The 24051-nt window shown below is 36.2% G+C and carries 27 protein-coding genes and 5 pseudogenes; 7 read left to right on the plus strand and 25 right to left on the minus strand.

Annotation, left to right across the window (positions count from 1 at the left end):
- The first annotated feature begins 285 nt into the window (after window positions 1-285).
- Window positions 286-408, plus strand: a complete 123-nt coding sequence (locus tag RHABOEDO_RS11170) for a hypothetical protein (RefSeq protein WP_281069544.1) — start codon at window positions 286-288, stop codon at window positions 406-408.
- Between the two features lie 101 nt (window positions 409-509).
- Here RHABOEDO_RS11170 and RHABOEDO_RS07770 read toward each other — a convergent pair.
- Window positions 510-1296 (minus strand): IS5 family transposase gene (locus tag RHABOEDO_RS07770; protein ID WP_434062185.1). Its coding sequence is split into 2 segments (ribosomal slippage): window positions 510-1037 and window positions 1039-1296, totalling 786 coding nucleotides; the frame shifts between segments, so codons are not numbered across the junction.
- A gap of 53 nt (window positions 1297-1349) precedes the next feature.
- The gene (locus RHABOEDO_RS07775) at window positions 1350-1511 is read right to left on the minus strand and encodes a hypothetical protein (RefSeq protein ID WP_215217720.1); all 162 of its coding nucleotides are present in this window, start codon (window positions 1509-1511) and stop codon (window positions 1350-1352) included.
- Window positions 1512-1638: 127 nt separating this feature from the next.
- Between RHABOEDO_RS07775 and RHABOEDO_RS07780 the strand changes: the two genes are divergently transcribed.
- Window positions 1639-1983, plus strand: a complete 345-nt coding sequence (locus tag RHABOEDO_RS07780) for a hypothetical protein (protein ID WP_215217721.1) — start codon at window positions 1639-1641, stop codon at window positions 1981-1983.
- 37 nt (window positions 1984-2020) lie between these two features.
- On the opposite strand, the gene lysS is transcribed toward RHABOEDO_RS07780, so the two are convergent.
- Both lysS and RHABOEDO_RS07790 read right to left on the minus strand, forming a co-directional pair.
- Window positions 2021-3586 (minus strand): lysine--tRNA ligase, encoded by a 1566-nt coding sequence (lysS, locus tag RHABOEDO_RS07785; RefSeq protein WP_215217722.1) that lies wholly within the window; start codon window positions 3584-3586, stop codon window positions 2021-2023.
- 343 nt (window positions 3587-3929) lie between these two features.
- Window positions 3930-4706, minus strand: a pseudogene (locus RHABOEDO_RS07790) (IS30 family transposase); the annotation flags it as partial.
- 84 nt (window positions 4707-4790) lie between these two features.
- On the opposite strand from RHABOEDO_RS07790, the gene RHABOEDO_RS07795 reads away from it, so the two are divergent.
- Window positions 4791-5033 (plus strand): helix-turn-helix domain-containing protein, encoded by a 243-nt coding sequence (locus tag RHABOEDO_RS07795; RefSeq protein WP_220017514.1) that lies wholly within the window; start codon window positions 4791-4793, stop codon window positions 5031-5033.
- A 39-nt stretch (window positions 5034-5072) separates the two neighbouring features.
- Here RHABOEDO_RS07795 and RHABOEDO_RS07800 read toward each other — a convergent pair whose 3' ends face one another.
- The 5 genes and pseudogenes from RHABOEDO_RS07800 to RHABOEDO_RS07820 all read right to left on the minus strand — a co-directional run bounded on the left by RHABOEDO_RS07800 (window position 5073) and on the right by RHABOEDO_RS07820 (window position 10883).
- Window positions 5073-6086 carry an IS30 family transposase gene (locus RHABOEDO_RS07800; protein WP_215216525.1) on the minus strand — a complete coding sequence of 338 codons (1014 nt, stop codon included), beginning with the start codon at window positions 6084-6086 and terminating at the stop codon, window positions 5073-5075.
- Window positions 6087-6162: 76 nt separating this feature from the next.
- A pseudogene (locus RHABOEDO_RS10925) lies at window positions 6163-6384 on the minus strand (transposase); the annotation flags it as partial.
- Between the two features lie 107 nt (window positions 6385-6491).
- Window positions 6492-6755 carry a hypothetical protein gene (locus tag RHABOEDO_RS07810; RefSeq protein ID WP_215217560.1) on the minus strand — a complete coding sequence of 88 codons (264 nt, stop codon included), beginning with the start codon at window positions 6753-6755 and terminating at the stop codon, window positions 6492-6494.
- Entirely contained in the window at window positions 6752-8167 is a 1416-nt protein-coding gene (cysS, locus tag RHABOEDO_RS07815; RefSeq protein WP_215217562.1) for a cysteine--tRNA ligase, read from the minus strand. The genes RHABOEDO_RS07810 and cysS overlap by 4 nt, the downstream gene beginning before the upstream one ends.
- Window positions 8148-10883 carry an AMP-binding protein gene (locus RHABOEDO_RS07820; RefSeq protein ID WP_215217561.1) on the minus strand — a complete coding sequence of 912 codons (2736 nt, stop codon included), beginning with the start codon at window positions 10881-10883 and terminating at the stop codon, window positions 8148-8150. The genes cysS and RHABOEDO_RS07820 overlap by 20 nt, the downstream gene beginning before the upstream one ends.
- Before the next feature lie 224 nt (window positions 10884-11107).
- Here RHABOEDO_RS07820 and RHABOEDO_RS07825 point away from each other — a divergent pair, with 224 nt between their 5' ends.
- Entirely contained in the window at window positions 11108-11284 is a 177-nt protein-coding gene (locus tag RHABOEDO_RS07825) for a helix-turn-helix domain-containing protein (protein ID WP_215216868.1), read from the plus strand.
- Between the two features lie 58 nt (window positions 11285-11342).
- On the opposite strand, the pseudogene RHABOEDO_RS07830 reads toward RHABOEDO_RS07825, so the two are convergent.
- Both RHABOEDO_RS07830 and RHABOEDO_RS07835 read right to left on the minus strand, forming a co-directional pair.
- Window positions 11343-11477, minus strand: a pseudogene (locus RHABOEDO_RS07830) (IS5/IS1182 family transposase); the annotation flags it as partial.
- A gap of 26 nt (window positions 11478-11503) precedes the next feature.
- A complete protein-coding gene (locus RHABOEDO_RS07835; RefSeq protein WP_220017516.1) occupies window positions 11504-11728 on the minus strand; it encodes a hypothetical protein in 225 nt (74 codons plus the stop codon).
- On the opposite strand from RHABOEDO_RS07835, the gene RHABOEDO_RS07840 reads away from it, so the two are divergent.
- The gene (locus RHABOEDO_RS07840) at window positions 11715-12728 is read left to right on the plus strand and encodes an IS30 family transposase (RefSeq protein ID WP_215216525.1); all 1014 of its coding nucleotides are present in this window, start codon (window positions 11715-11717) and stop codon (window positions 12726-12728) included. The two genes, RHABOEDO_RS07835 and RHABOEDO_RS07840, sit on opposite strands and share 14 nt — an antisense overlap.
- Before the next feature lie 65 nt (window positions 12729-12793).
- Here RHABOEDO_RS07840 and RHABOEDO_RS07845 read toward each other — a convergent pair.
- Together RHABOEDO_RS07845 and RHABOEDO_RS07850 are read right to left on the minus strand one after the other, a co-directional pair.
- Window positions 12794-12979 (minus strand): annotated as a pseudogene (locus tag RHABOEDO_RS07845) (transposase); the annotation flags it as partial.
- A 260-nt stretch (window positions 12980-13239) separates the two neighbouring features.
- Window positions 13240-13389 carry a hypothetical protein gene (locus RHABOEDO_RS07850; RefSeq protein WP_220017518.1) on the minus strand — a complete coding sequence of 50 codons (150 nt, stop codon included), beginning with the start codon at window positions 13387-13389 and terminating at the stop codon, window positions 13240-13242.
- A 209-nt stretch (window positions 13390-13598) separates the two neighbouring features.
- Here RHABOEDO_RS07850 and RHABOEDO_RS10930 point away from each other — a divergent pair.
- A pseudogene (locus RHABOEDO_RS10930) lies at window positions 13599-14684 on the plus strand (ISAs1 family transposase).
- Window positions 14685-14735: 51 nt separating this feature from the next.
- Here the strand turns inward: RHABOEDO_RS10930 and RHABOEDO_RS07865 are convergent.
- Together RHABOEDO_RS07865 and RHABOEDO_RS07870 are read right to left on the minus strand one after the other, a co-directional pair.
- Window positions 14736-15275 carry an IS630 family transposase gene (locus tag RHABOEDO_RS07865; RefSeq protein ID WP_245397605.1) on the minus strand — a complete coding sequence of 180 codons (540 nt, stop codon included), beginning with the start codon at window positions 15273-15275 and terminating at the stop codon, window positions 14736-14738.
- Entirely contained in the window at window positions 15227-15595 is a 369-nt protein-coding gene (locus tag RHABOEDO_RS07870; RefSeq protein WP_220017522.1) for an IS630 transposase-related protein, read from the minus strand. The genes RHABOEDO_RS07865 and RHABOEDO_RS07870 overlap by 49 nt, the downstream gene beginning before the upstream one ends.
- Before the next feature lie 149 nt (window positions 15596-15744).
- On the opposite strand from RHABOEDO_RS07870, the gene RHABOEDO_RS07875 reads away from it, so the two are divergent.
- On the plus strand, window positions 15745-15963 hold the full coding sequence (locus RHABOEDO_RS07875) for a hypothetical protein (protein ID WP_215216865.1): 219 nt from the start codon (window positions 15745-15747) through the stop codon (window positions 15961-15963).
- Here the strand turns inward: RHABOEDO_RS07875 and RHABOEDO_RS07880 are convergent.
- From RHABOEDO_RS07880 to RHABOEDO_RS07925, 10 genes are all read right to left on the minus strand, one after another.
- Entirely contained in the window at window positions 15928-16461 is a 534-nt protein-coding gene (locus RHABOEDO_RS07880) for a biotin transporter BioY (RefSeq protein WP_215216864.1), read from the minus strand. The two genes, RHABOEDO_RS07875 and RHABOEDO_RS07880, sit on opposite strands and share 36 nt — an antisense overlap.
- A gap of 9 nt (window positions 16462-16470) precedes the next feature.
- A complete protein-coding gene (locus RHABOEDO_RS07885; protein ID WP_215216863.1) occupies window positions 16471-17241 on the minus strand; it encodes a hypothetical protein in 771 nt (256 codons plus the stop codon).
- Window positions 17225-17632 carry a bis(5'-nucleosyl)-tetraphosphatase gene (locus RHABOEDO_RS07890; RefSeq protein WP_215216862.1) on the minus strand — a complete coding sequence of 136 codons (408 nt, stop codon included), beginning with the start codon at window positions 17630-17632 and terminating at the stop codon, window positions 17225-17227. Before RHABOEDO_RS07890 ends, RHABOEDO_RS07885 begins: the two co-directional genes overlap by 17 nt.
- Window positions 17633-17635: 3 nt before the next feature.
- Window positions 17636-18889 carry a beta-ketoacyl-ACP synthase II gene (gene fabF, locus RHABOEDO_RS07895; protein ID WP_215216861.1) on the minus strand — a complete coding sequence of 418 codons (1254 nt, stop codon included), beginning with the start codon at window positions 18887-18889 and terminating at the stop codon, window positions 17636-17638.
- A gap of 129 nt (window positions 18890-19018) precedes the next feature.
- A complete protein-coding gene (rsfS, locus tag RHABOEDO_RS07900) occupies window positions 19019-19396 on the minus strand; it encodes a ribosome silencing factor (protein WP_215216860.1) in 378 nt (125 codons plus the stop codon).
- Entirely contained in the window at window positions 19393-19992 is a 600-nt protein-coding gene (nadD, locus tag RHABOEDO_RS07905) for a nicotinate (nicotinamide) nucleotide adenylyltransferase (protein ID WP_215216859.1), read from the minus strand. Before nadD ends, rsfS begins: the two co-directional genes overlap by 4 nt.
- Window positions 19989-20654: an HAD family hydrolase gene (locus RHABOEDO_RS07910; RefSeq protein ID WP_215216858.1), complete on the minus strand. Its 666-nt coding sequence runs from the start codon at window positions 20652-20654 to the stop codon at window positions 19989-19991. Before RHABOEDO_RS07910 ends, nadD begins: the two co-directional genes overlap by 4 nt.
- Before the next feature lie 9 nt (window positions 20655-20663).
- Complete coding sequence (locus tag RHABOEDO_RS07915; RefSeq protein ID WP_220017524.1) at window positions 20664-22346, minus strand: hypothetical protein; 1683 nt, start codon at window positions 22344-22346, stop codon at window positions 20664-20666.
- A 197-nt stretch (window positions 22347-22543) separates the two neighbouring features.
- Window positions 22544-23575: a tRNA (adenosine(37)-N6)-dimethylallyltransferase MiaA gene (gene miaA, locus RHABOEDO_RS07920; RefSeq protein WP_215216856.1), complete on the minus strand. Its 1032-nt coding sequence runs from the start codon at window positions 23573-23575 to the stop codon at window positions 22544-22546.
- Between the two features lie 98 nt (window positions 23576-23673).
- Window positions 23674-23913, minus strand: coding sequence for a KH domain-containing protein (locus RHABOEDO_RS07925; protein WP_245397501.1), 240 nt, complete (start codon window positions 23911-23913; stop codon window positions 23674-23676).
- Between the last annotated feature and the right edge of the window lie 138 nt (window positions 23914-24051).

Genomic DNA, 24051 nt, shown 5'->3' on the forward strand with positions numbered 1-24051 from the left:
AGTTTAAGAGGAGTTTTTCTGAGCAAACATCTACCTGAATACGAGGTTTTTAAACTGCCTCACATAAACTGCAATTGCACAAAGCATAGTTAATAATTATAAACAACTAATACTATATGTATCTATCTATAAGTCACCCATTTCTTTGTATTTCATTTTCATAAAACCAGTGTATTTTTTCTTATTCGATTCAATCCTTATAGCTTTTAGGATTTTCACCGAGAAAAATTCGTTTATCTATTTGAAAAACAAAGAGATAAACTCAACATTGAGGTTGTAAGGAGCTTGCTTAAAAGTTACGGAATACGATTGGGATCTGTGGGATCCAAAAGATTTTCGTCTGTGGTTGTAAAGCAGATAGAAAAACAGGAAAAAATTATTGTTCTGAGCATAACCTCTCTATTATAGTTATTTAAAATTTTATTGATAAAGTTGTATATTTTTTTCCAACAAAATATTATGGAGGTAGAGAAATGCCTAAACCTTATTCAATGGATCTAAGAGCCTGTTTAAAATCTTTTCAAAATTAGAGCAATAAAAGCAAGAACCACCATATTCAGGCTTGTATGTAGTTTTCTTTCGCAATTTTTCCATAGCCTGCGACATTTTTCTATCCACGCAAAAAAACGCTCTACAACCCATCTTTTGGGAATAACTGTAAAAGTATGGAGTGTATTTCTTTTGGCTATTTCTACTATACATCCTAATATCTCCTGCACGCTCTTTGCAAATTTCTCTCCAGAATATCCTCCATCTGCTAAAACATTTTTTACACCGAACAAATGGTTTTTATGTAGTGAAAATGCTTCTATACACCCATTTCTGTCAGTGATATTAGCGGTGGTAATGTGAATCGCATGAGGAAGCCCTTGGGTATCGACTGCTATATGTCTTTTTATTCCTGATATTTTTTTCCCTGCATCATATCCTTTCTTCTCCGCTGTATCAGTATTTTTAACACTTTGAGCATCAATAATTACAAAGCTTGTTTTCTCTTTCCGACCACTGCTTTTTCTGACCTCGCCAACCAATTTTTTTTAAAACTATTTCAAGAATACTCTTAGAATTTTTATCATCTTTTTTATTCCAAAGATGGAAATAATAATAACATAATTCCCATTTAGGATATTCTATGGGTAACATACGCCACTGGCAACCACTTGTTAAAATGTACAAAATTCCACAAAAAATATCATATAGATCAACTCTTCGTGGACGTGTTTTTTTGCGTGTAGACTCAAGTATTAGATGGATTTTGCTAAATTGTTTACGAGAACTTGGATAAGAGCGGGTCATAACTACCTCCAAAGGTTTTATGAAAACTATCATTATACCTTAATGAGAAGATTTTAAACAGGCTCTAAGAGTGAAGATCCAGAGGAGCCTACACGAAGAGAATTTTGATTATCTGAAATGGGGACCCCTTGAGAAGTCGTTAGTTTATTTTTAGCTTGTTGATGTATTTCTTTACCTTGGTCCACAAGGGGTGTATTAGCCTCTTTTTTACCCATAAAAAATCTCCTTTATACTTATTTGCAAAACTTAAAAAAAGTATAGATTGTAAACATAAAAATATTTTATGTTCGTTATACGAATTTTTAATTTGACCAGCAGTGCTTATATTTGAGGAGGTTATTTATGACAGTACCACCAACTTTACAGTATGGTTCTATATCTGAGCCTATTTCTCCAGAATTGGAACGAGAAGGGATTTTACATACACCATATGGATACCATCGAGTGAATCGACAAGACTTTAGTCGATTTCAAAAACCCTTTGTCAAAGGTTTCATTGCATTTTCTGCAGCAAATTTATTAATAGGTGGATCTATTGTAGGACTTGGAGCTTATTCTGGAAGTGAAGGGGCAACTTGGGGTAGCATGCCTTTTTTTGCTAATAGTGTGCTCGGTCTATTTAGCCTTTTCATGGTTAGAAGTTTCCAGGGCATCACTCGAGAAGCTCACGATTCTTTATGTCTTTAATAAAGACGGAGCTGTATTTAATACAGCTCTTCAAATTTTATTCTTCTGGACGCATAATAGGGAAAAAGAGGACATCTCGAATAGAGGTGGCTTTTGTGAGTAGCATTACTAAGCGGTCAATCCCCATTCCCATCCCGCCGGTATTGGGAATGCCCTGGCAAATCGATTCTAAAAACTCTTCATCTAAAGGAGAGGCTTCTTCATTGCCTGCAGCACGTTTTTCTGCTTGGGCTTCTAAAAGCTCTCTTTGTAGAATAGGATCATTGAGCTCTGTATAGGAATTACAAAACTCTGAGCCTAGGATGAAAGTCTCGAATCTTTCTACAAAGCGCTCTTGTTTCAGTTTTGGATCGCGATGTAGTTTGCAAAGGGGGGTGGTTTCAATCGGATGATCGATGATATGGTGAGGTTGGATCAGATGTTCTTCTACAAACTCTTCAAAAGTATGTGCAATTAAAACCCCTTTACTAGCTTTCTGCAATTCTTTTGGATCAAGAGCGGTATTTTTAATCAAATAATCAGAGAGCTCTTTTTCACTCATTTGGTCTATGTTTATTTTAGCATAGGTAAGAATGCTATCTTTCATAGAAAGGCGCTTCCAAGGGGTCTTTAAATCAATAGTTACTTCTTCTGTTTCTTTTTGAAAGGTTAGCTGAGTGGTATTAAATAACTTAAGGGCTAATTCTTCAAATAGATTTTCCACTAGCTGCATCATGTCGTTATAATCCCAATAGGCAGCATAAGCCTCTAGCTCAGTAAACTCTGGGTTGTGAGTGCGATCGATTCCTTCATTGCGAAATACCTTTCCCATTTCAAAGACCTTTAAAAGTCCTCCTGCAATCAATTTTTTTAAAGGAATTTCTAGAGAAATCCTCAAAAACATTTCTTGATCTAACGCATGGAGATGGGTTACAAAAGGTTTTGCAGAAGCGCCTCCATAAGTATTTTGTAGGACAGGTGTTTCTACTTCTATAAAGCCTAATCTATGAAAATACTTACGTATAAGCTCTAAAATACGAGAGCGCATGACAAAAGTGTGCACTACATCAGGGTTTGCAATTAAATCAAGCCAGCGCTTGCGATATCGCACACCTTTATCTGCAAGTCCACTATATTTATCAGGGAGCGGAAGTAAGCTTTTACAAAGTATTTTTACTCTATGAGCAAAAAGCGTAAGTTCCCCTTTATGCGTATGAAATAAATACCCCTCTACTCCTAAAAAATCCCCTAAGTCGATCTTCTTTTCCAAAAACTTTAGGGAGCTCATTTCTCCACTGGGTTGAAAACCATCTACGCAGGTGGTATTTCTATTAAACATCACTTGGATACGACCTGTTTCATCCTGTAATTGAGCAAAAGCATTCTTCCCCATTCCACGAAAGAGCACAAGCCTGCCAGCTATAGAGGTTTTTTCTGTTTTTTCTTGTTCCGCTTCTTCGCTAATCCCAGTTTTTTTATCTAGCCATTTTGTGTGTAATTGTTGAGCGGTATTTTCAGGAGAAAAAGTAGGAGGATAAGGATCAATTCCTAGTTGTTTAATCTCCTCTAATTTACGTAAACGATTTTGAAATTCTTCATGTTCATAGTAATCTGGCTTTTGCATAGATGGATCTCTTTGAAATTTTCCACTATTTTAGAGAGTTATTTGCAAAACTGCAAGTAGAGAAGAGGATATTCATCAGCAAAAGAGATATTTTCTTCTGTTTTAAAATAAAAACTTAAGAATAAATATTATTTACTCTTACTTTGATATCCTTATAATCTATAATTCATTTAGAACAAATCTGAATGTGTTCCAATCCTAACAAAAATAACTTAAGTTTTGGTCTTTTTAAAAATCAGTAGCCAATCTGGTTCTATATCTCTATCGAATAATTCTTGTAATTGAAAGGCCCTTTCAACCTTGAAGTGCACAAAAAAGAACATATAAATACTTGAAAAAACATCTATTGTGCACCCGAGCATAGCATGTTTGTAGATAATCTCGTAAACACTTCTAGTGGAGTTTCGAAGTTGAGAGCCTTTCTAGGTCTGTTATTTAGTAAAGTTTCCACCCTTTCTATATCCTTGGAAGTCGTATCTAAAAAGCTTTGTGTTTTAGGAAAATATTGCCTAACTAGTCCGTTTGTATGCTCATTTAAGCCTCTTTCCCAAGAATGGTAGGGCGTTGCAAAGTAGAAGTCTGTCTCTAGCTCGAAACTAACCATTTGGTGATAGGCAAATTCTTTTCCGTTGTCTGCTGTTAATGTGTGTACAAAATCTTTGATAGGTTTAAGTTGTTCAATTAACGCTTGACTTACTTCCTCTGCAGTTTTATGAGAAACTTTGGCGAGCTTAGTTAGCTTGGAAGTTCTTTCTACCATTGATACAATTACGCCTTTATGTCCTGCCCCTATGACTGTATCTAGTTCCCAGTCTCCTAAACGAGTCTTTTTTTCTACAATACAAGGCCGTTGCTTAATATCTATACGACCAGGCATGTTCCCTCTTCCAGAAGCTCCCTTTCTCTGCTTGTTATATTTTTTCCCTCGATGACGGAGCTCTCTATAAAGCTGTCCTCCCTGTCGTTTATCTTTCCAGATATGATTATAGATGGTCTCATGACTAACATGTTCTTTACCATGTCTTTTAAGCCATCCGGATATTTGTATAGGGCTCCATTGCAACTTGATTTTTTCTTCAATACGGGTAACTATTTGAGGAGTCATTTTTTTATTGGGCTGAGAATTTTTTCTAAAGTCTTTTCAAGTTTGAAGTGCACAGAAGAATTAAAAAAAGAATAGGCAGGCGATGAAAGAATCTCTATTGTGATTTTTAACAATCAAACACAAGGAGAGACCTTGCCTAAAGGCTACCATCACCTAACCTATGACCAAAGATGTCAGATTTATATTTTAAAAGCTAGAGGAGATACATCTAGCTCAATAGCAAACATTCTAAAAGTTCATCATAGCACTATTAGTAGGGAACTTAAGAGAAATAAAGGGCAACGAGGATACCGTCATCAGCAAGCTCAAGAAAAAGCATTTCTTAGGCCCTTTCAACCTTGAAGTGCACAAAAAAGAACATATAAATACTTGAAAAAACATCTATTGTGCACCCGAGCATAGCATGTTTGTAGATAATCTCGTAAACACTTCTAGTGGAGTTTCGAAGTTGAGAGCCTTTCTAGGTCTGTTATTTAGTAAAGTTTCCACCCTTTCTATATCCTTGGAAGTCGTATCTAAAAAGCTTTGTGTTTTAGGAAAATATTGCCTAACTAGTCCGTTTGTATGCTCATTTAAGCCTCTTTCCCAAGAATGGTAGGGCGTTGCAAAGTAGAAGTCTGTCTCTAGCTCGAAACTAACCATTTGGTGATAGGCAAATTCTTTTCCGTTGTCTGCTGTTAATGTGTGTACAAAATCTTTGATAGGTTTAAGTTGTTCAATTAACGCTTGACTTACTTCCTCTGCAGTTTTATGAGAAACTTTGGCGAGCTTAGTTAGCTTGGAAGTTCTTTCTACCATTGATACAATTACGCCTTTATGTCCTGCCCCTATGACTGTATCTAGTTCCCAGTCTCCTAAACGAGTCTTTTTTTCTACAATACAAGGCCGTTGCTTAATATCTATACGACCAGGCATGTTCCCTCTTCCAGAAGCTCCCTTTCTCTGCTTGTTATATTTTTTCCCTCGATGACGGAGCTCTCTATAAAGCTGTCCTCCCTGTCGTTTATCTTTCCAGATATGATTATAGATGGTCTCATGACTAACATGTTCTTTACCATGTCTTTTAAGCCATCCGGATATTTGTATAGGGCTCCATTGCAACTTGATTTTTTCTTCAATACGGGTAACTATTTGAGGAGTCATTTTTTTATTGGGCTGAGAATTTTTTCTAAGAAATGCTTTTTCTTGAGCTTGCTGATGACGGTATCCTCGTTGCCCTTTATTTCTCTTAAGTTCCCTACTAATAGTGCTATGATGAACTTTTAGAATGTTTGCTATTGAGCTAGATGTATCTCCTCTAGCTTTTAAAATATAAATCTGACATCTTTGGTCATAGGTTAGGTGATGGTAGCCTTTAGGCAAGGTCTCTCCTTGTGTTTGATTGTTAAAAATCACAATAGAGATTCTTTCATCGCCTGCCTATTCTTTTTTTAATTCTTCTGTGCACTTCAAACTTGAAAAGACTATCTTTTTTATTCCAAAGAGGGAAATAATAATCACATAATTCCCATTTAGGATATTCTATGGGTAACATACGCCACTGGCAACCACTTTTTAAAATGTACAAAATTCCACAAAAAATATCATATAGATCAACTCTTCGTGGACGTGTTTTTTTGCGTGTAGACTCAAGTATTAGATGGATTTTGCTAAATTGTTTACGAGAAATATCGCTTGGATAAGAGCGGTTCATAACTACCTCCAAAGGTTTTATGAAAACTATCATTATACCTTAATGAAAAGATTTTAAACAGGCTCTAAGAGAATGGTTTAAAGAGTTTGAAAATTTAAATAAAAAAGCTAGCTTTTTTGTTGCTGCTCGATAATTTGACTGACAAGTTTTAAACCCTGATTAGTGAGATAAACCCTATTGCCTTCTGCTTTCTTAATAAAATTAGCCTGAGCTAAGTCGCGTGCGATAACTTGTGCGCCTTTGGTATTTTGCCCAATGGCTTTAGCTACCTCTAAGCAATCAATTTGCCCATAAGGAGTTCCTGATTGCATGGCTAATTCATAGAGCTTAAGCACAAAGATCTCATCTTTTGTCATGGCTTTTTGTGTCATATGGTTCTCATTTTTTTTAAACGTGGGCCTTGAGGACTATCTTCTATACAATACCCTCGTGTCTGAATTTTATCACGGTAGTTATCGGCTAATTTCCAGTTTTTCTCTCTGCGCGCGTGTTGTCTTAAACGTAGAGCCTCTTGTAGATCCTCTGGTATGCATTCTTCTTCTACAAAGATACATCCCAGTACAGTATCGATTTTTTGTAGGAAGGTAAATATTTTTTTCGCTTCACTTAAAGAGACCCTCTTTTCATCACAAACGGTGTTCACTTGACGAATCAATTCAAACACAGCAGCTAGGGCTGCAGAAATATTTAAATCATCTGCAAGATGGATATAAAACATCTCTTCTGCTGTTTTCAAAATTTCTATAGTAGACTCTACTTTTAGATCCATCTCCAATGTCTTCAGTCGTGCAATGAAATCATCTATTCTCTGCAGAGAAGCACGCGCTGCTTCTAAAGCTCTAAAAGTAAAATTAAGCTGGGTGCGATAATGGGTTTGTAGTAAAAGATAACGAATATAACGCCCCTCATATCCTTTTGCAATAAGATCTCGCAAGGTATAGAAGTTACCTAAGCTTTTTGACATCTTCTTATGATCGATTAAAAGATGCTCTATATGCACCCAATATTTGACAAACCGTGAACAAGAAAATGCCTCTGATTGAGCAATCTCATTTTCATGATGAGGAAACATATTGTCTACTCCTCCAGCATGAATATCGATACTAGAGCCCAGTAATTTCATAGCCATAGCAGAGCATTCTATATGCCATCCTGGGCGTCCAGGGCCAAATGGACTATCCCAATAAATCCCCCGCTCTTTTTCTGGATCATAAGCTTTCCATAAAGCAAAATCTGCTATGTTTTCTTTTTCATATTCATCTTCTGACATCCGATTAGAAGCACCAGCTTCTAACTGATCTAGGCAAAGATGTGAAAGACGCCCATAGGAAGGAAACTTGGCAATGGAAAAATAAATGCTTTTGTCTACCCCTTGATAGGCTATTTTTAACTCGAGCAGCTTCTGAATAATCAAAATCATTTCTTCTATATACCCTGTAGCTCGAGGATAATATTCGACAGGTTCTATGTTAAGAGAATGAAGATCCTCGAAAAAAGCCTCTTCGTAAGGTCTTGTGTATTCATGCAAAGATACTTTTTGTACGATTGCTGCCTTAATCGTCTTATCATCAATATCCGTGATATTCATTGCTTGTATGACCTGATATCCTAAAAGCTTCAAACTTCTACGCAAGAGATCTTCTGCAACATAGGTACGAAAATTTCCAATATGTGCATAATGATAAATAGTGGGACCACATGTATACATGTGGATTGTTTTACCGTCTAAAGGTAGTACCTCTTCTTTTTTTCTACTTTCTGTATTATAAATCTTTAAATGCATCATTATTTGTTTTACTCAATTCATCTAATAAGCGATAATTCTTTTTTCCAGTGCCTGTTAAAGGTATTTGCGAAATCTTGCGCACTTCGGAAACCTTTACAATTTTTCCAAACCCTTCTTCTTTCAAAATAGTGTTAATTTCCTCTTTAGAAACAGAAAAAGTAGTAAATAGAATCAATTGAGGTTTTTCTGCTGCTACCTCTCGCATGCTAATTGCTAAACCAGCTCCCTCTTTTTCACCTGTTAACCACTGTTTATGATGCGCCACCTCTATTAGCTTATCTTCTATACCACCTAAGCCAATCATCTCACCGCCAATCTTAATCACTCTTTTTAGTCTACCAGATAAAATAAGCGATCCTTCAGGAGTAATATAGCCTAAATCACCCGAAGTATACCATATTTTTTCTTGAAAAACAATAAAAGGATTAGAGCTAGAATCAAGATATCCTTTAAACACGTTTAAACCTGAGATACAGATCTCCCCTTCTTGCCCTAATGGTTTAGGCTCTTTTGTGTTTACATCCAAAATACAGATTTCTGTATGCTTCAAGGGGAAACCAACTCCATTCGCACTTCTTCCTCGGAGATTACTTGTAACTAAAGGACTACATTCTGTGGCTCCATATCCTTCAATCAGCTGAGCTTTTGGTAAAAACCGCTTTACATAAGTAAACAGTTCATCAGGAGCTTTTTCTGCTCCTGATAAAATAAGATGCAAGGAGTCTAGTTCCTTGGGCTTTGCTACTCGAAAAAGCCCTTGAATAAAACTTGGTGAACAACAAAACGTCGTTGATTTCCAATAGGCTATATCCTGTGCCATCCCATAGCTATCCGTTGGATCAGGAGCATAACAGGTTTTAATTCCAGCTAAAATCGGCATCATTCCTGTAAGAGAAAATCCCATAGAGTGAAAGGGAGGTAATACCGCATAAAGACAAGATCCAAATTCTATAATATTAAGAGCAATACAATCCCTTTGATTAATCAGCAAATTCTCATGCGATAGAGCAACAGCTTTTGGAAAAGCCTCTGTTCCACTAGTAAATAAAATGACTGCGTTCTGGTCTTTTTTTATTTTATCTAAACCAAGATAGCCAACTAAAAATTCACTAGATAATACAGAACCCATTGCTGCTTTTAATTTAGTTACAATTCCTATCTTTTGTTTAATATCCTCTAAAAAGAGCATTCGATTTTCTTCTAATTTACCAAAGTCCACTTCATTTAAACGGTCTAAAAACCGATGAGAGGTCACAACAAATTGCAACTTAACAAGATCGACTGCATGATCTAAAGAGCGAGTTCCCATTGTCCAATTCAACATAACAGGGATCTTATTAGATAGCCAAATTGCAGAGATCACAAGATACGCGGCAACAGAAGAAGGCAAAAGAACCCCTATATATTCTCCTGAAAGAGAACGAAAATATGTACTAAGTGCTAAGGCAGAACGTTTAAAACTGGAATAGGAGAATACTCCTGCTATATGATCAGCACAAGCAACAAAGGAAGACATTCTATCCAAGCTACGCAACAAAACTTGTCCCACCGTTTTCCCTTCCGGAATCTCTATACTTGGACGTTTCTTCTTTTCCACCCAAGCCGCTGGCAATGGTGGCAATATGTTACTTTTATTTTTTTCTTTTTCAGGACCGGAAGCGCTTTGCAAAAGATCTTCAACAACTTGTAATTTTTCTGGATTTACTCCAATCACCGCATATTGTTCCTCCAAAAATACACATAAGCCTGCAATGTCCAACGAATCAAGACCTAGATCACGAGATAGATTCATTTCCCTTGTGATCTTGCCTTTAGGACGTCCTGATAGTCTGCTTAAATGGGCAAAAATCGTTTTTTGCACATCAGAGGTTACTATCTGATTTGCGATTAACTCGATGGAAACTTGCTGTTGCGTAATCTTTGGAATTTTTTTCTTCCAACGAGAATAAGAGATAAGCGTTAATGGTTCTGCTCCTGGTTTAGGATAGCGATTATACCATTCTTCTAAATACTTATTAAAATCTACACGTGTCGCATCCCAAGGAAAATCTAAAGAAGGCAGAGAAAATTCTACTTTTACATTGCGCTTGGGCATAAAGAAGAATCCACTTTTACATAAAAGTTTAGCACATCTTCTTAAGATTTGGCCAAAATTAGGAGATATTCCGGTTATCGCCCGAGAGAATTGACTTCCCCAAAGCCCTGTCGTTCGTACTAATACTATATTAAGATCTGGGCAGAGTTGAATTAAACGATGCACAAAAGAAGCTCCACCAATGATTTCAAAACCGGAAATTTTTAAGCGACCAGAGGGATAAATCATGAAATGATTTTTTCTCTTAAGACCTTTAACAATTTCTTGCATGCACTGGTCTACTTTTTTCCCACGCCACTTACTAGCCAATACATCCATTGTCGGCAAAGGAATAGCCTTAACTAGGTCCATAAACCAACGAAATCCTTTAAGGTAATAAAAATGCTCAACTACGAGGGGCCGAGGTCGGAATAAAGGCCATAGAAGACTCTCTACAATCACAGGATCTATTTCAGCAGGATGATTAGGCAAAAATAAAATCCCACCTGGTTTTTTAAAAGAATGGTTTTTGATGCTCTCCCGACCACAAACCTCAATGCGATAGCGCAAGCAGAGCAATTTGCGAATGATCCAACAAAAACCATTTAAAACCCAAGTAGTTAGCCTACTCTGCTTCATAAAAATCTCCTTGACCTAAGAACTTAAATAAAAAAATACACTTGCTTTGTTTTAAAATCAGCAATATTAATAAAAGAAGTGAAAAACAATCAACTTTATTGACAAAATATACAATAAAAAAAAGAAAATACAATTAGGATATTTTTTAATACTAGTCTTTTCAAGTTTGAAGTGCACAGAAGAATTAAAAAAAAGAATAGGCAGGCGATGAAAGAATCTCTATTGTGATTTTTAACAATCAAACACAAGTAGAGACCTTGCCCAAAGGCTACCATCACCTAACCTATGACCAAAGATGTCAGATTTATATTTTACAAGCTAGAGGAGATACATCTAGCTCAATAGCAACCATTCTAAAAGTTCATCATAGCACTATTAGTAGGGAACTTAAGAGAAATTAAAGGGCAACGAGGATACCGTCATCAGCAAGCTCAAGAAAAAGCATTTCTTAGAGCCTGTTTAAAATCTTTTCAAAAGTAGAGCAATAAAAGCGAGAACCACCATATTCAAGCTTGTATGTAGTTTTCTTTCGCAATTTTCCCATAGCCTGCGACATTTTTCTATCCACGCAAAAGAACGCTCTACAACCCATTGTATCAGTATTTTTAACACTTTGAGCATCAATAATTACAAAGCTTGTTTTCTCTTTCCGACCACTGCTTTTTCTGACCTCGCCAACCAATTTTTTTTAAAACTATTTCAAGAATACTCTTAGAATTTTTATCATCTTTTTTATTCCAATGATGGAAATAATAATAACAAGTCTTTTCAAGTTTGAAGTGCACAGAAGAATTAAAAAAAGAATAGGCAGGCGATGAAAGAATCTCTATTGTGATTTTTAACAATCAAACACAAGGAGAGACCTTGCCTAAAGGCTACCATCACCTAACCTATGACCAAAGATGTCAGATTTATATTTTAAAAGCTAGAGGAGATACATCTAGCTCAATAGCAAACATTCTAAAAGTTCATCATAGCACTATTAGTAGGGAACTTAAGAGAAATAAAGGGCAACGAGGATACCGTCATCAGCAAGCTCAAGAAAAAGCATTTCTTAGAAAAAATTCTCAGCCCAATAAAAAAATGACTCCTCAAATAGTTACCCGTATTGAAGAAAAAATCAAGTTGCAATGGAGCCCTATACAAATATCCGGATGGCTTAAAAGACATGGTAAAGAACATGTTAGTCATGAGACCATCTATAATCATATCTGGAAAGATAAACGACAGGGAGGACAGCTTTATAGAGAGCTCCGTCATCGAGGGAAAAAATATAACAAGCAGAGAAAGGGAGCTTCTGGAAGAGGGAACATGCCTGGTCGTATAGATATTAAGCAACGGCCTTGTATTGTAGAAAAAAAGACTCGTTTAGGAGACTGGGAACTAGATACAGTCATAGGGGCAGGACATAAAGGCGTAATTGTATCAATGGTAGAAAGAACTTCCAAGCTAACTAAGCTCGCCAAAGTTTCTCATAAAACTGCAGAGGAAGTAAGTCAAGCGTTAATTGAACAACTTAAACCTATCAAAGATTTTGTACACACATTAACAGCAGACAACGGAAAAGAATTTGCCTATCACCAAATGGTTAGTTTCGAGCTAGAGACAGACTTCTACTTTGCAACGCCCTACCATTCTTGGGAAAGAGGCTTAAATGAGCATACAAACGGACTAGTTAGGCAATATTTTCCTAAAACACAAAGCTTTTTAGATACGACTTCTAAGGATATAGAAAGGGTGGAAACTTTACTAAATAACAGACCTAGAAAGGCTCTCAACTTCGAAACTCCACTAGAAGTGTTTACGAGATTATCTACAAACATGCTATGCTCGGGTGCACAATAGATGTTTTTTCAAGTATTTATATGTTCTTTTTTGTGCACTTCAAGGTTGAAAGGGCCACATAATTCCCATTTAGGATATTCTATGGGTAACATACGCCACTGGCAACCACTTTTTAAAATGTACAAAATTCCACAAAAAATATCATATAGATCAACTCTTCGTGGATGTGTTTTTTTGCGTGTAGACTCAAGTATTAGATGGATTTTGCTAAATTGTTTACGAGAAATATCGCTTGGATAAGAGCGGGTCATAATGACCTCCAAAGGTTTTATGAAAACTATCATTATACCTTACTGAAAAGATTTTAAACAGGCTCTTAGAAAAAATTCTCAGCATAGAGAGCTCCGTCATCAAGGGAAAAAATATAACAAGCAGAGAAAGGGAACTTCTGGAAGAGGGAACATCCCTGGTCGTATACTAGTTTGATTTCAAATTAAGAATTGCATAACTAGTTTTTTTTGAAAAAACTGCTCTATTTTGCAAGAAGATGTTATCTTTTGTATAAAAATGTTTATACACTCAAACTCTTAATTTGAATGCAAATAAGTATACCCTCATCATAGCCCAAAATTACACAAAGCCTATTCCGTTCAGAATAGTCTTTTGGATGCTTTAACTTGTGTTCTAAGTCAGCTATCTGGCTAGGGATCAGTTTTTTCATGCTCAATAGCTTAACACAAAACAAAATATTTTTCTATACGATTGAATCGGAACCACTATATACATGAAAATTAATAAACCGTCTTATCAAAAACCACAGGGCCAACGCATGAAGATTTTGCTTGATAATTGAGAGATAAAAAATGATTCTGGCTCCTTTTTCATAAGGAGTATAAAATGGAAGGATTCATTCATTCTTCATCTATTATGATGCATTTTTCGAAATTACCAGACCCAAGAAAGGCGCGCAATCAACTAGATAGCCTTCATGATATTATCAGCACATCTATCCTAGCCATGCTATGTGGACAAGATGATTACATGGGCTTTAGCTTGTGGACACAGATGAACCTCGATTGGTTACAATCTGTTAATATCTGCAAATATGGAGCTCCTTCTCATGATACCTATGAGAGGTTTTTTGCCTTTTTAAATCCTCATTCGTTCCGTACATGTTTTATGCAGTGGACTCAGTCCATAGCTCAGGCATTTGGAGGAGACAGTATTGCCATTGACGGCAAGACATTATGCGGTTCTGGTAATAAGACAATAGATCCTATCCATATGGTAAGCGCTTTTGCTTCTGAGCAAAGTCTTGTGTTGGGACATCTTAAATGTTCTGGAAAAGGAAAGGAACTAGAGACCATTCAAAGCCTGCTTACTATATTAAATATTAAAGGAGTTGTTGTAACAATCGATGCAGCCGGTTGTCACAAAATAGTAGTAGAACAGATTTGTTCCCAGGGAGGAGATTATGTTATTGCTCTTAAAGGCAATCAAGACCACTTACATGCAGAAGCTCATAACTTTTTTGAACAAGCACAGAACGTTATACCGGAAGAAGCTAGCTGTGATTATTGGCGGTCTGAAAAATGTACTCGAGGACGTAGTGAGATAAGAGAAGTATGGGCGACTGAGAAATTGGAAGAAGCTGCATAGCTTGTGATATGCGTAAAAGTACAGAAGAAATCGCAAGAGAGGAATAGCTGTGAAATTCGGTATTTTATTTCAAGTCTACCTGCTAATGCAGAACGTCTTGCAAAGGAAGTGCGTAATCACTGGAGCATCGAAAACAAATTGCATTGGCAACTTGATGTTAATTTCCGAGAGGATTTAAGTCGTGTTAGAAAAGGAAATGGAGCTGAAAATCTATCTATAGCCCGACGGGCTACTTTGAATCTTTTACAAAAAGATAAGACAAGCAAGGTCAGTTTACGTAAACGGCGCTTCATTGCATCATGTCGTAAAGATTATTTATTAGATCTGGTAAATGCAAAGGAAATTCTTCATGCTTAAGCCCTGTCACAAACCATCAAATAATTCTGCTTTTAAAGTTTCTATAGTTATTTAAATCGACATTGATAAAATAGCTTGATCTAAGGCTTCGGATAAATTAGCTACAGTAGGTAAAAGTTCTCGGATTTTCGTTTTCATATTGGCCCAATATTTTTCGATAGGATTTAAGTCCGGTGAATAAGGCGGGAGAAAGAGCATTTCGTATCCACTTTCCTCTATCAATGTTCTAGTTGTCTTTGATTGATGAAAGCTCGCGTTATCGAGAATCAAAACTTGGCCATGAGTCAAATTTGGAATCAATTCCTGTTTTAGCCATACATTAAATAGATCCGTATGGCAAGTTCCTTCAAAACACATCGGTGCCAGCAATTTCTTCCCTTGTAGTGCCGAAATTACACTCTGTCTACCAAATCGTTTTCCTGAAATTCCTCCAAATATTTGTTTTCCCCTCGCGCTCCTCGCATATTGCCTATGCACATATTGACTGATTCCGCTCTGATCCAAATAGACCCTTTTTTCAGGAGAAATTGCCTCTATCTTTTTTAGATATTCCGCTCTTGCTTCCGCGTTCCTTTCCTTATAAAACGCAATCTTTTTTTTCTTGTAATCTTGAGTCTTTTCAAAGCGTAAAAGATCGCTTGCAAAGTCAAACCAAAATGCTTTGCAATCTCTGATAAAAAATGATCGGGGTTTTTTTCTACATAAGCGATTAATCTCTGATCATCAATTTTCTTATAAGTGCTTTTCTTTTTTAGAGGTTCTACGTTTCCTCTTTGTTTCTTACGCTTTACCCATCGGTAGACAGTTGCAATCCCAACTTGAAATAGCTGGCTGGCCTTCATTTTGTCGTTATTTTCTTCTAGGTATTGAAGCACTCGTTTTCTTAGATCCATTGAATAAGGTTTAGGCATTTCTCTACCTCCATATATTTTGTTGGAGAAAAATATACAACTTTATCAATAATATTTTAAATAACTATATCTCTCATTAAAAAAAATCATTTAAAAAAACTCCTAAATTAAGTTAATTAAAGATTACACACTTAAAATCCGGAGTTTATATGAAAATAGGACATAGAAACCCTTCTAAACCAAATGATTACAATAGAGGAATAAGCTCTTCTCTTATGCAAACAAGAGATAAAGTTAGGAAAGTTACCAGAAAAATCCCCCGTACTTTTACAGCAGGGAAAGTGCATTTTTCCCAACTTAAAGCTAATAAAGCCTCTGAAAAAACCAGCCGCTTATTTACGCAAAAAATGAATACATTTAATAGCTAGTAAGCGCTTAATAACATCTCCACATAGAAAAGGAAGAACTCCTAAGGTTATAGCTTGTGTCCATCCTATAAAAGCTGCAAGCCAAATAGCCCCAAATAGATAAATAATTCCATCTCCTATCGATAAGATCCAAAAGAGGTTGTTTTTAGACGCAAAGCGACTTAAAAAACCCACTACTCCTGCAGCTATTATATATCCTAAGAGATACCCAGCATTAGAGCCTAATAAACGAGAGAATCCTCCTACACAAGTTGCAAATACAGGAAATCCTAAAGCTCCCTGCAATAAAAATCCTATTACAGCCAACATTGTTCTTTTTGCCCCGAATAGCACAGAAAGCGCTAGGATCAGAGTATTCTGCAATACGATGGGGACGGGAGTAAAAGGAAGGGGAATAGAAATAGGCGCAGCTAATGCAATTAAAAAACTCATTCCCAATATAATAAGTGCTTCTTGTGCATAATTTTTTGTTTCAAGCGGTATGCTTATTGTATTCATAGAAGCCTCCTAATTTGGCTTTTTAGTATGTGATAAAACCAGCTCCCAATCAGTGCAAGGGGAAGCGTATTTAGGTTCAGCATGAGTTGCCCATCCAGGCATAGCTGAAATTAAAACAGCCCCTTGTTCATTTAGCTTAAGAAATTTACCATGATCATCACTAATGCTCCGATTCAAAGAGAAACTCTTATGAACCTCTATGTCTCTGATTAAGGTTTTATACCTCATTGCATAGGTATTGGTAGTAGAAGGTGTGGTACGCCAATGGCAGGAATTGGTATGGAAAATTTTTGCAGATAAATTCTGGTATTCAGGCAGGAAATATTTATCTTTATGATCATATAGAGTGACATAGTCAACCCCTGGTAGAGTAAAAGATTCTCGCAATATTCTACACCAATGAGGCCGGTGGATATAATCATCTTCTAAAAAATAGATAATCGTCCGATCGGAAAACTTTTGCGAAGCTACATAATCGAGCATCCATAAGAAGGAAGCTGTTTCGGTTCCCCCTTGCATTTCAATCACAGGAAATCTTTTTTGCTTATGAATAAAGTGCGGCGTTTCGCAAGGGTGAGAAGCATCGAGCAAAAAAGTCACTTCAATCTTAGGATCATCGATTGTGTCTAGTAAATTAGCTAAGCAAAGCTCCCTGTCAAAAGAGCGATATCTCTCTTTATGTGCGCTTATTTTTGAATAGTGACAATAACGCACAAACACCTGGATACTCTCTTGAGTAGGCTTTTTTATCCATGAAACCAACTTACGTAATATATCCATCAAGATACTTCCTTGCTTGCTTAAAAACATTTTGCGATTCTGGAAAGGAGATTTGCTTCATCGCTTCATCTAAATCAAACCACCTTGCTTGCACAATCTCATTTGGCTGACATTCCAAGACTCCTGTTACAAGAGCTGGAAAATAACCAACGATCTTGCTCTTCTCTTGAAGAGAATAGCTTTCTGTAAAAGGCTTTAGAGAAAGAAGTTGCCGAACACGTAAACCAGTCTCTTCTTTTAATTCACGAATAGCGGTCTTTTGCGCTGTTTCTGTTTTTTCAGCTCTGCCTTTTGGGAAGCCCCAATGCTGTCCATTTAGATGTTGAATCAACAATACTTGCCATTTTCCTTTTAATTTGCGAAAAGGGATAATTCCATAAGAGGTGATCATCGTTTAATAATAAGGAGCAAAGATTAAACTGGAATTATGCCCACCAAAGCCGAAAGAATTACTAAGCGCTGCAGTCACTTTATGGGGCGTGGCTTTTACAACAATATCTAAATCTTGGACTTCTTCTTCTGGCTCTTCCAAATTAATGGTAGGATGTAACATTCCTTGACGCATCTGCTCAATCAGAGCTACCGCTTCAATTCCCCCTGCTGCACCAAGACAATGCCCAATCATTGATTTAGTAGCATTTATTTTAATATTTGCAGCATGTGATCCAAAAGTTTGTTTAATCCCCCGTATCTCACATAAATCTCCTACTTGCGTAGACGTTGCGTGTGCATTGATATAGTTAATCCGCTCTTTTGATATACCGGAATTTTTAATTGCCTGTTTCATACACAACTGAACTCCCCATCCATCTTCCCGAGGAGATGTCATATGAAAGGCATCACAATTAATAGCTCCCCCTAGATACTCACATAAAATAGGTGCATTTCTTGCCAAAGCATGTTCTAAGCTCTCTAAAACTAAAATCCCCGCTCCTTCTCCAACAACAAATCCATCTCTTTTCTTATCCCAAGGCCTAGAAGCTTTTTGAGGATCTTCATTGTATTTTGATAAAGCATGACAAGCCACAAATCCACCTACTCCAATCGGATTAATGGGAGCCTCTGTTCCCCCACATAACATAAGATCCGCCTCTCCACGAAAAATATGCTCTGCTGCTGCATGAATAGAATAGTTAGCTGTGGCACAAGCCGTAGAAATGGAGTAATTAGGTCCCATAAAACCCAATTCAATTCCCAGTAAAGCACCAGCCATATTGGTAATAATGAAAGGAACAAAAAAAGGTGTAAGACGTTTAAAACCTTCTTTTATAAGGGTTTGGGTGCCATTATAAAACATATGCATTCCACCCATACCAGAGCCTACAACCACACCGCAGCGTTGTTTATTCAGCTTTGATAACAGTTCAGGTGTTAAGAGCTGTGCTTGTTGGAGAGCCTTCTTTCCCGCTACAATTGCATAGCGAATAAAAGGATCAACCCGTCTTGCTTGTTTTTTATCTAAATAATCACCCACTTCAAAATTGCGAATGCTAGCAGAAAATCTAGTGGGGTAGTCTTGACAAGGAAATTCTTCAATAGGGATAACCCCGCTCTTTCCTGCTAGAAGCTGTTGATAAAATGTCCTTACATCTGTGCCAAAACAAGACGCAAGACCCATTCCTGTCACAACAACCCGTTTTTTCGCCATAAAAAGCTCCCTATAAAATAAGCAGTTAGGATATACAAAACAGGTTAATTTCTGCAACTTGAGAAACAAGAGGTAGCTTATATTAATAGAGATTTATTAAAAAGATAGTAAAAATTTTTTTTGAGAACTTTAAGCTTGCTTATCTGATTCAATATTTATTTTTAAATCTATAATAGAGCCCTTGTTCCATAAATCCTCCAAACGGTATCTCTCCCTTAATCCAGGCTCAAAAATATGAACCATGGTATCTAAGTAGTCGATAATAGCCCAATCGCCGTTCTGCAAGCCTTCTATATAAGAGGGCTTTAGACCTGCTTTCTTCAGTTCATCAACAATAGTGCTTGCAATAGCACTTACATGTTTATCTACATTGCCTTCTGCAATAATGACAAAATCAGCAAGCGAGCTAATGCCTCTTATATCAAGCGCTAAAATATTGCTGCCCTTTTTATCAAAAATAATCTGAGCAATTTGATTAAGATAGGGAGGAATTTCTTGAGTGTTCATAGCTTTGAAGAGTATAGGTGATTTAATTGAATATAGTCTAGTATCTTTGCAGGTACAAGATGTTTACAAAATTTTCTTTGTTGTAAACGCTGGCGTGTCATTCTACCACTAATTTCCATTAAAGGAATTTTTATAAATCCCTTTCCCAGTTTGATCTTTGCTTGAGAAGACAACTTAAGATCGATTAGTTGAGATGCGACAAACCGCGAAGCGACTAAGGGAGTCACAAGATGTAAAAGCTCTTCTATCCGATGCCAAAGATGTAAGTTGGGTAAAAGATCTTCTCCCAACAAAAGAAAAAGATCTATTTCCCCTCTTTTTTTTAACCTCTCGACCGTATCTATCGTATAAGGTTCCTGCATTTGAATTTCCCAGTCTAGTAAAGCAAATGAGGGAACCTTCTCAATCACCAACTGCAGCATGTGAATGCGATGTTCTATAGAAGCATCAGGGGTTTTAAAAGCAGTACTTTTGGCAGGACAAATGAAAACCTGGTCTAGATGAGCGTATTCTAACAAATTAATCACCAGATTTAAATGGCCAAAATGAAAAGGATCAAAACTGCCACCAAATAAACCAATTTTTTGCTTTCTCAAAGAATAGCCCATCCATTTTTATCAGCAACCTTCTTAAGCACCCGATCGGGATTGACACCAATTGCTGTTCCTGCAGCTTCTAAAAAGGGTAAATCTAAATGGCTATCCGAGTAAGCTGTGATATTTTTATGATCAACACAGAGCTTTTGAGCTAATTCTAACATATAAAAAGCTTTCTGCTTGCCTGCTAGAACAAAGCCAACAGCGGATAGTTTTCCTTCAGCATCAATTGCATAATCAGTTGCTTTCCAAGCATGAAACCCTAACTTTAAAGCAAACTTTTTAACTAAAAAATCAGGAGAGTTTGATAAAAGAAGAGTATAATGCCCTAAGTGTTGAGCCAGCTTTAAATGAGCAACAGATGGTAAATAAAGCAGCTGATTAAAATATTCTTCAACAAATAAATCAGCTGCTTGCTCTAATAGGGATAACTGACGTCCGGATAACGTCTGAAAAAAAACTGCTCGATGTAACTCAAGCAAATTTTTTTCCAGTATATAGTAACGAAAATAAGAATAGACAGCATAAAATAAATGATTATAGCTTAACATGTTTTGTCTAATTAAATAGCGACAAAAAGCCAAGCTGCAATTACAGGTTGTTAAAGTGTAATCTAAATCAAATACGCTTAAATGCATCCAGTTCTTATTTAGATTAAGCATTGACTTCTGTCAAATCTCCATCTCCGCTATCTTTTTTATTTTTTTCTCTATATCAAGAATGGAAGTGTTAATTTTTTTCAAAACACTTTTATCGGTTTCCACTAGCTCTCTGTACATGATTGTTTTTTCAAAGTCAAGGCCAGAACCTCCTAATAGTTTACGATACTGCTCTAGTTGGTCTTTTAATTCCTTACACCTATTTTTCTTTTCAAAAAGAATAATCTGTAATTGCGCAAGAGCTTTTTGATCATCTTCTGATAACAACATCAGGGTTTTTTCTTTATTATCATTAATTAGATCTTTAACCTGCTTAAAAAGCCTCTCTAACATTTGCTTTTCAGATTGTTTCCACCGATTCTGTTGAAAAGTTTCTTCCAAAGCCTTATTCTGCAAAGTTATTTGCTCAAGACTTAACTCACTGGCTTGTTGTATCAAATTCTTCAAGTCACAGCTAAGTTTTTCTAAACGATCTTTTTTTTCTTTTTCTTTTTCTTGCAGTTTTTGCGTGTGTATTTTTTCTGCTTCACGGGCTTTTTCTAAAATAGGCTTTTTTACATTATATAATTGCTCTTTAAGCATTTGCACTTCTTCTCGTCCCAATAAAACAGTTTTTATGAAGGCCAGGATTTCCGTGATTTGTCGATCACATTCTTGAAGCGATGTTTCTTCATTAACAGAAGCTACAAATGCCTGGATTTTTTCTGCTACTTGATCAAACCCTTGTTTAAAGAGCAGTTTTTTCTCTTGGGTTTCTTTTTTTCTTTCTTTTTCATAATTTTTGATCTCATCCCAACAAGTACTTAACTTAACACGCGTTTCAGTAAAAACATGGGTATTTAGTGTCAAAACTTTAGCAATTTGCTGTAAATATTTAATTTCTTTTCTTAAAACATATCCCGGGATCTGTGTCAGCTCTTTTTCACGGAATTGAGAATATACAAAACACTCTACATCTTGACTAAATTGCTCAGAAATTTGCTTGATTAGTTCTTTACGCCTAGGAAAAACTTGATTTCCACATAAAGATAACCTTTCTAGCAGTTTATTTTTTATGCGAATGCGCATCTCTGTTTTAAGAAGCTCTTTACGCAAAGAGTTAATTTTTACAGCTAATGCATTTAATAATTGCAATTCGCGTTGAATAGTCGCATAAAGCTCTCTATTTTTTTGGAGAGAAAAACATTCTTCAGAGATTACAACATCTGCAATCAGCTCAAGCACTACATTCATGTCTGCTACATCTTTTTCTAGTGCTTGAATGGCTAATTCAATTTGTTCAACCGCAAACGCTGACTGCTGATCTACAATTTCCTTTAATTGCTTTGCTTCTGAAGCAAGCTCAATATAAGAATTCCATAAATCAGCACGAATTGAGATAGGCATATCTTCCTTGAATAAAGAAAGACAAATTTTTCTAACTTCCCAAAAATCCTTAAAGCGAGGAGAACTTCCTTGAGATAAGGTTTGACGCATAAATTCCAGACTTAATCGGATCTTTTTTTCAATATGTATTTCACCGTGAAATTGCTCGAGAAACTCTATTAATGAATGGGTACTATTTTTTTCATTCATATCGTTTGGGTAAGCATCAGACACGTCTCCTTGAGAATTATCTTTTTCGCTTTGTTTCTGCTTCGCAGTAAGTTCAGCAATACTTTCATTGCTGAAGTTCTTTCCGGATTCGCCTTTCATATCGTGATCTGAATTCATTGTACTGATGGTTGTGTTCTGTTTCAGAAAAAATTGGTTTTAAAGTTATAAACAGAAAAATACTAAATCATCTTAGTTTTTTGGTGAAGGATGAACCTGTCATTAACAAATTTATTTTGCAAAAAATAACAAAATAGCTTATTTAGTATTTTTTTTTGTATATAAAAAAAGTAAAAAATTTAAAAGCTTTGTTCATAATCTCTAATGATTATTTCAGCCGCTATTTCTACTGAAACTTTGTTAAGGTTCAGCCAGCGAAATAAGGGCTCCTTACGAAACCAGGTGAATTGTCTTTTAGCATATCTTCTTGAAGATTGCTTAAAAAGTGTAATAAATTGCTGCAAATCTTCTTGTGTTTTAGATGATTGTAAATAGCTTAAGCATTGACGATAACCAATTGCTTGGGAAGCGGTTTGATTCTTGCTTAATCCTTGCAATTCTAGCTGCTTTACCTCTTCAACAAATCCCTTTTGCAGCATTTCATCGCATCTTTTTTCAATTCTAGGATACAGGATCTCTTTTGGCATGTATAAAAACCAACAGCGAAAATCATATGTCTCTGATAATTCTGAAATAACCGGTAGCAGGGCTGATACCTTATTTTTAGTCACAGAAATAATCTCTAAAGCACGCACAATTTTTTGTCTATCTTTCGATGTAACAGTCATTGCATAATCTGGATCCAATGTTTTTAAACGTTCGTAAAGCACTTCTGTACCGAGGGTATCCATCTCTATTTCTAGTTTTGCCCTTAAGTCCGGTTTAGATGAAGGACCACTAGGAGGGCCATAGATTAAGGAATGGATGTAAAAACCGGTTCCGCCGACTATAATGGGAACAGCTCCTCGATCCAGAATCTCTTTAATTGCTGAATTTGCTTCCTTACAAAATTCTACCACATTAAATGTTTCATCTAAACATCGGCTATCAATCAAATGGTGAATAACTTCGCTTCTATCTTCTAAACTGGCTTTAGCAGTACCAATATCCATCCCTCGATAAACTTGCATAGAATCTGCTGAAATGATTTCACCGCCAATTGCCTTAGCAATTAATAAAGATAATGCGGTTTTACCCACTCCAGTAGGCCCTGCAATAATAATTACCTTTTTCTTTTGAGACCTTGGAATCAATTTATGGGTTTGCTCTAAGGGAAACTGCGTTAATAAAAGCTGGAGTTCTTTATCTTCACAAATACCTACAGTGCCCACATCTACTCTCTTTGTAACTCATATTGCGACTTTCTTAAGTTAGCACACCTCTTTTTTTTGAAAGCATGCAAAAGAATCGCTTAAATTCTAAGATCAAATCAAAGAACCTCTACTCGCACGCGACAGTTAAAACGCGCACCAATAGCGCCAGCAATAATCCTTAAAGAACGAATCGTGCGTCCTTGTCTACCTACTACTTTAGCCACATCATGAGCAGAAACTCTCACTTCAACAGTGGTTTCTTTCTGATTATCAATCACTTGAACATTTACCTCTTCAGGAGAGTCAACTATGTTTTTAATAATATAAGCAATAAATTCTTTCATAATTTTAATCATCCCTAATGGTACTATTTGAAAAAATCTGGTTAAACACATTCTTAGCTAACATACTAATTGAGCTTCAATAAGATATCACTAAAAAATAAAAGAGAAATATCCTTCAAAAGGATAAAAAAAATTGAACTCTTGCCAACA

Source organism: Candidatus Rhabdochlamydia oedothoracis (assembly GCF_019453995.1).
GTDB lineage: Bacteria > Chlamydiota > Chlamydiia > Chlamydiales > Rhabdochlamydiaceae > Rhabdochlamydia > Rhabdochlamydia oedothoracis.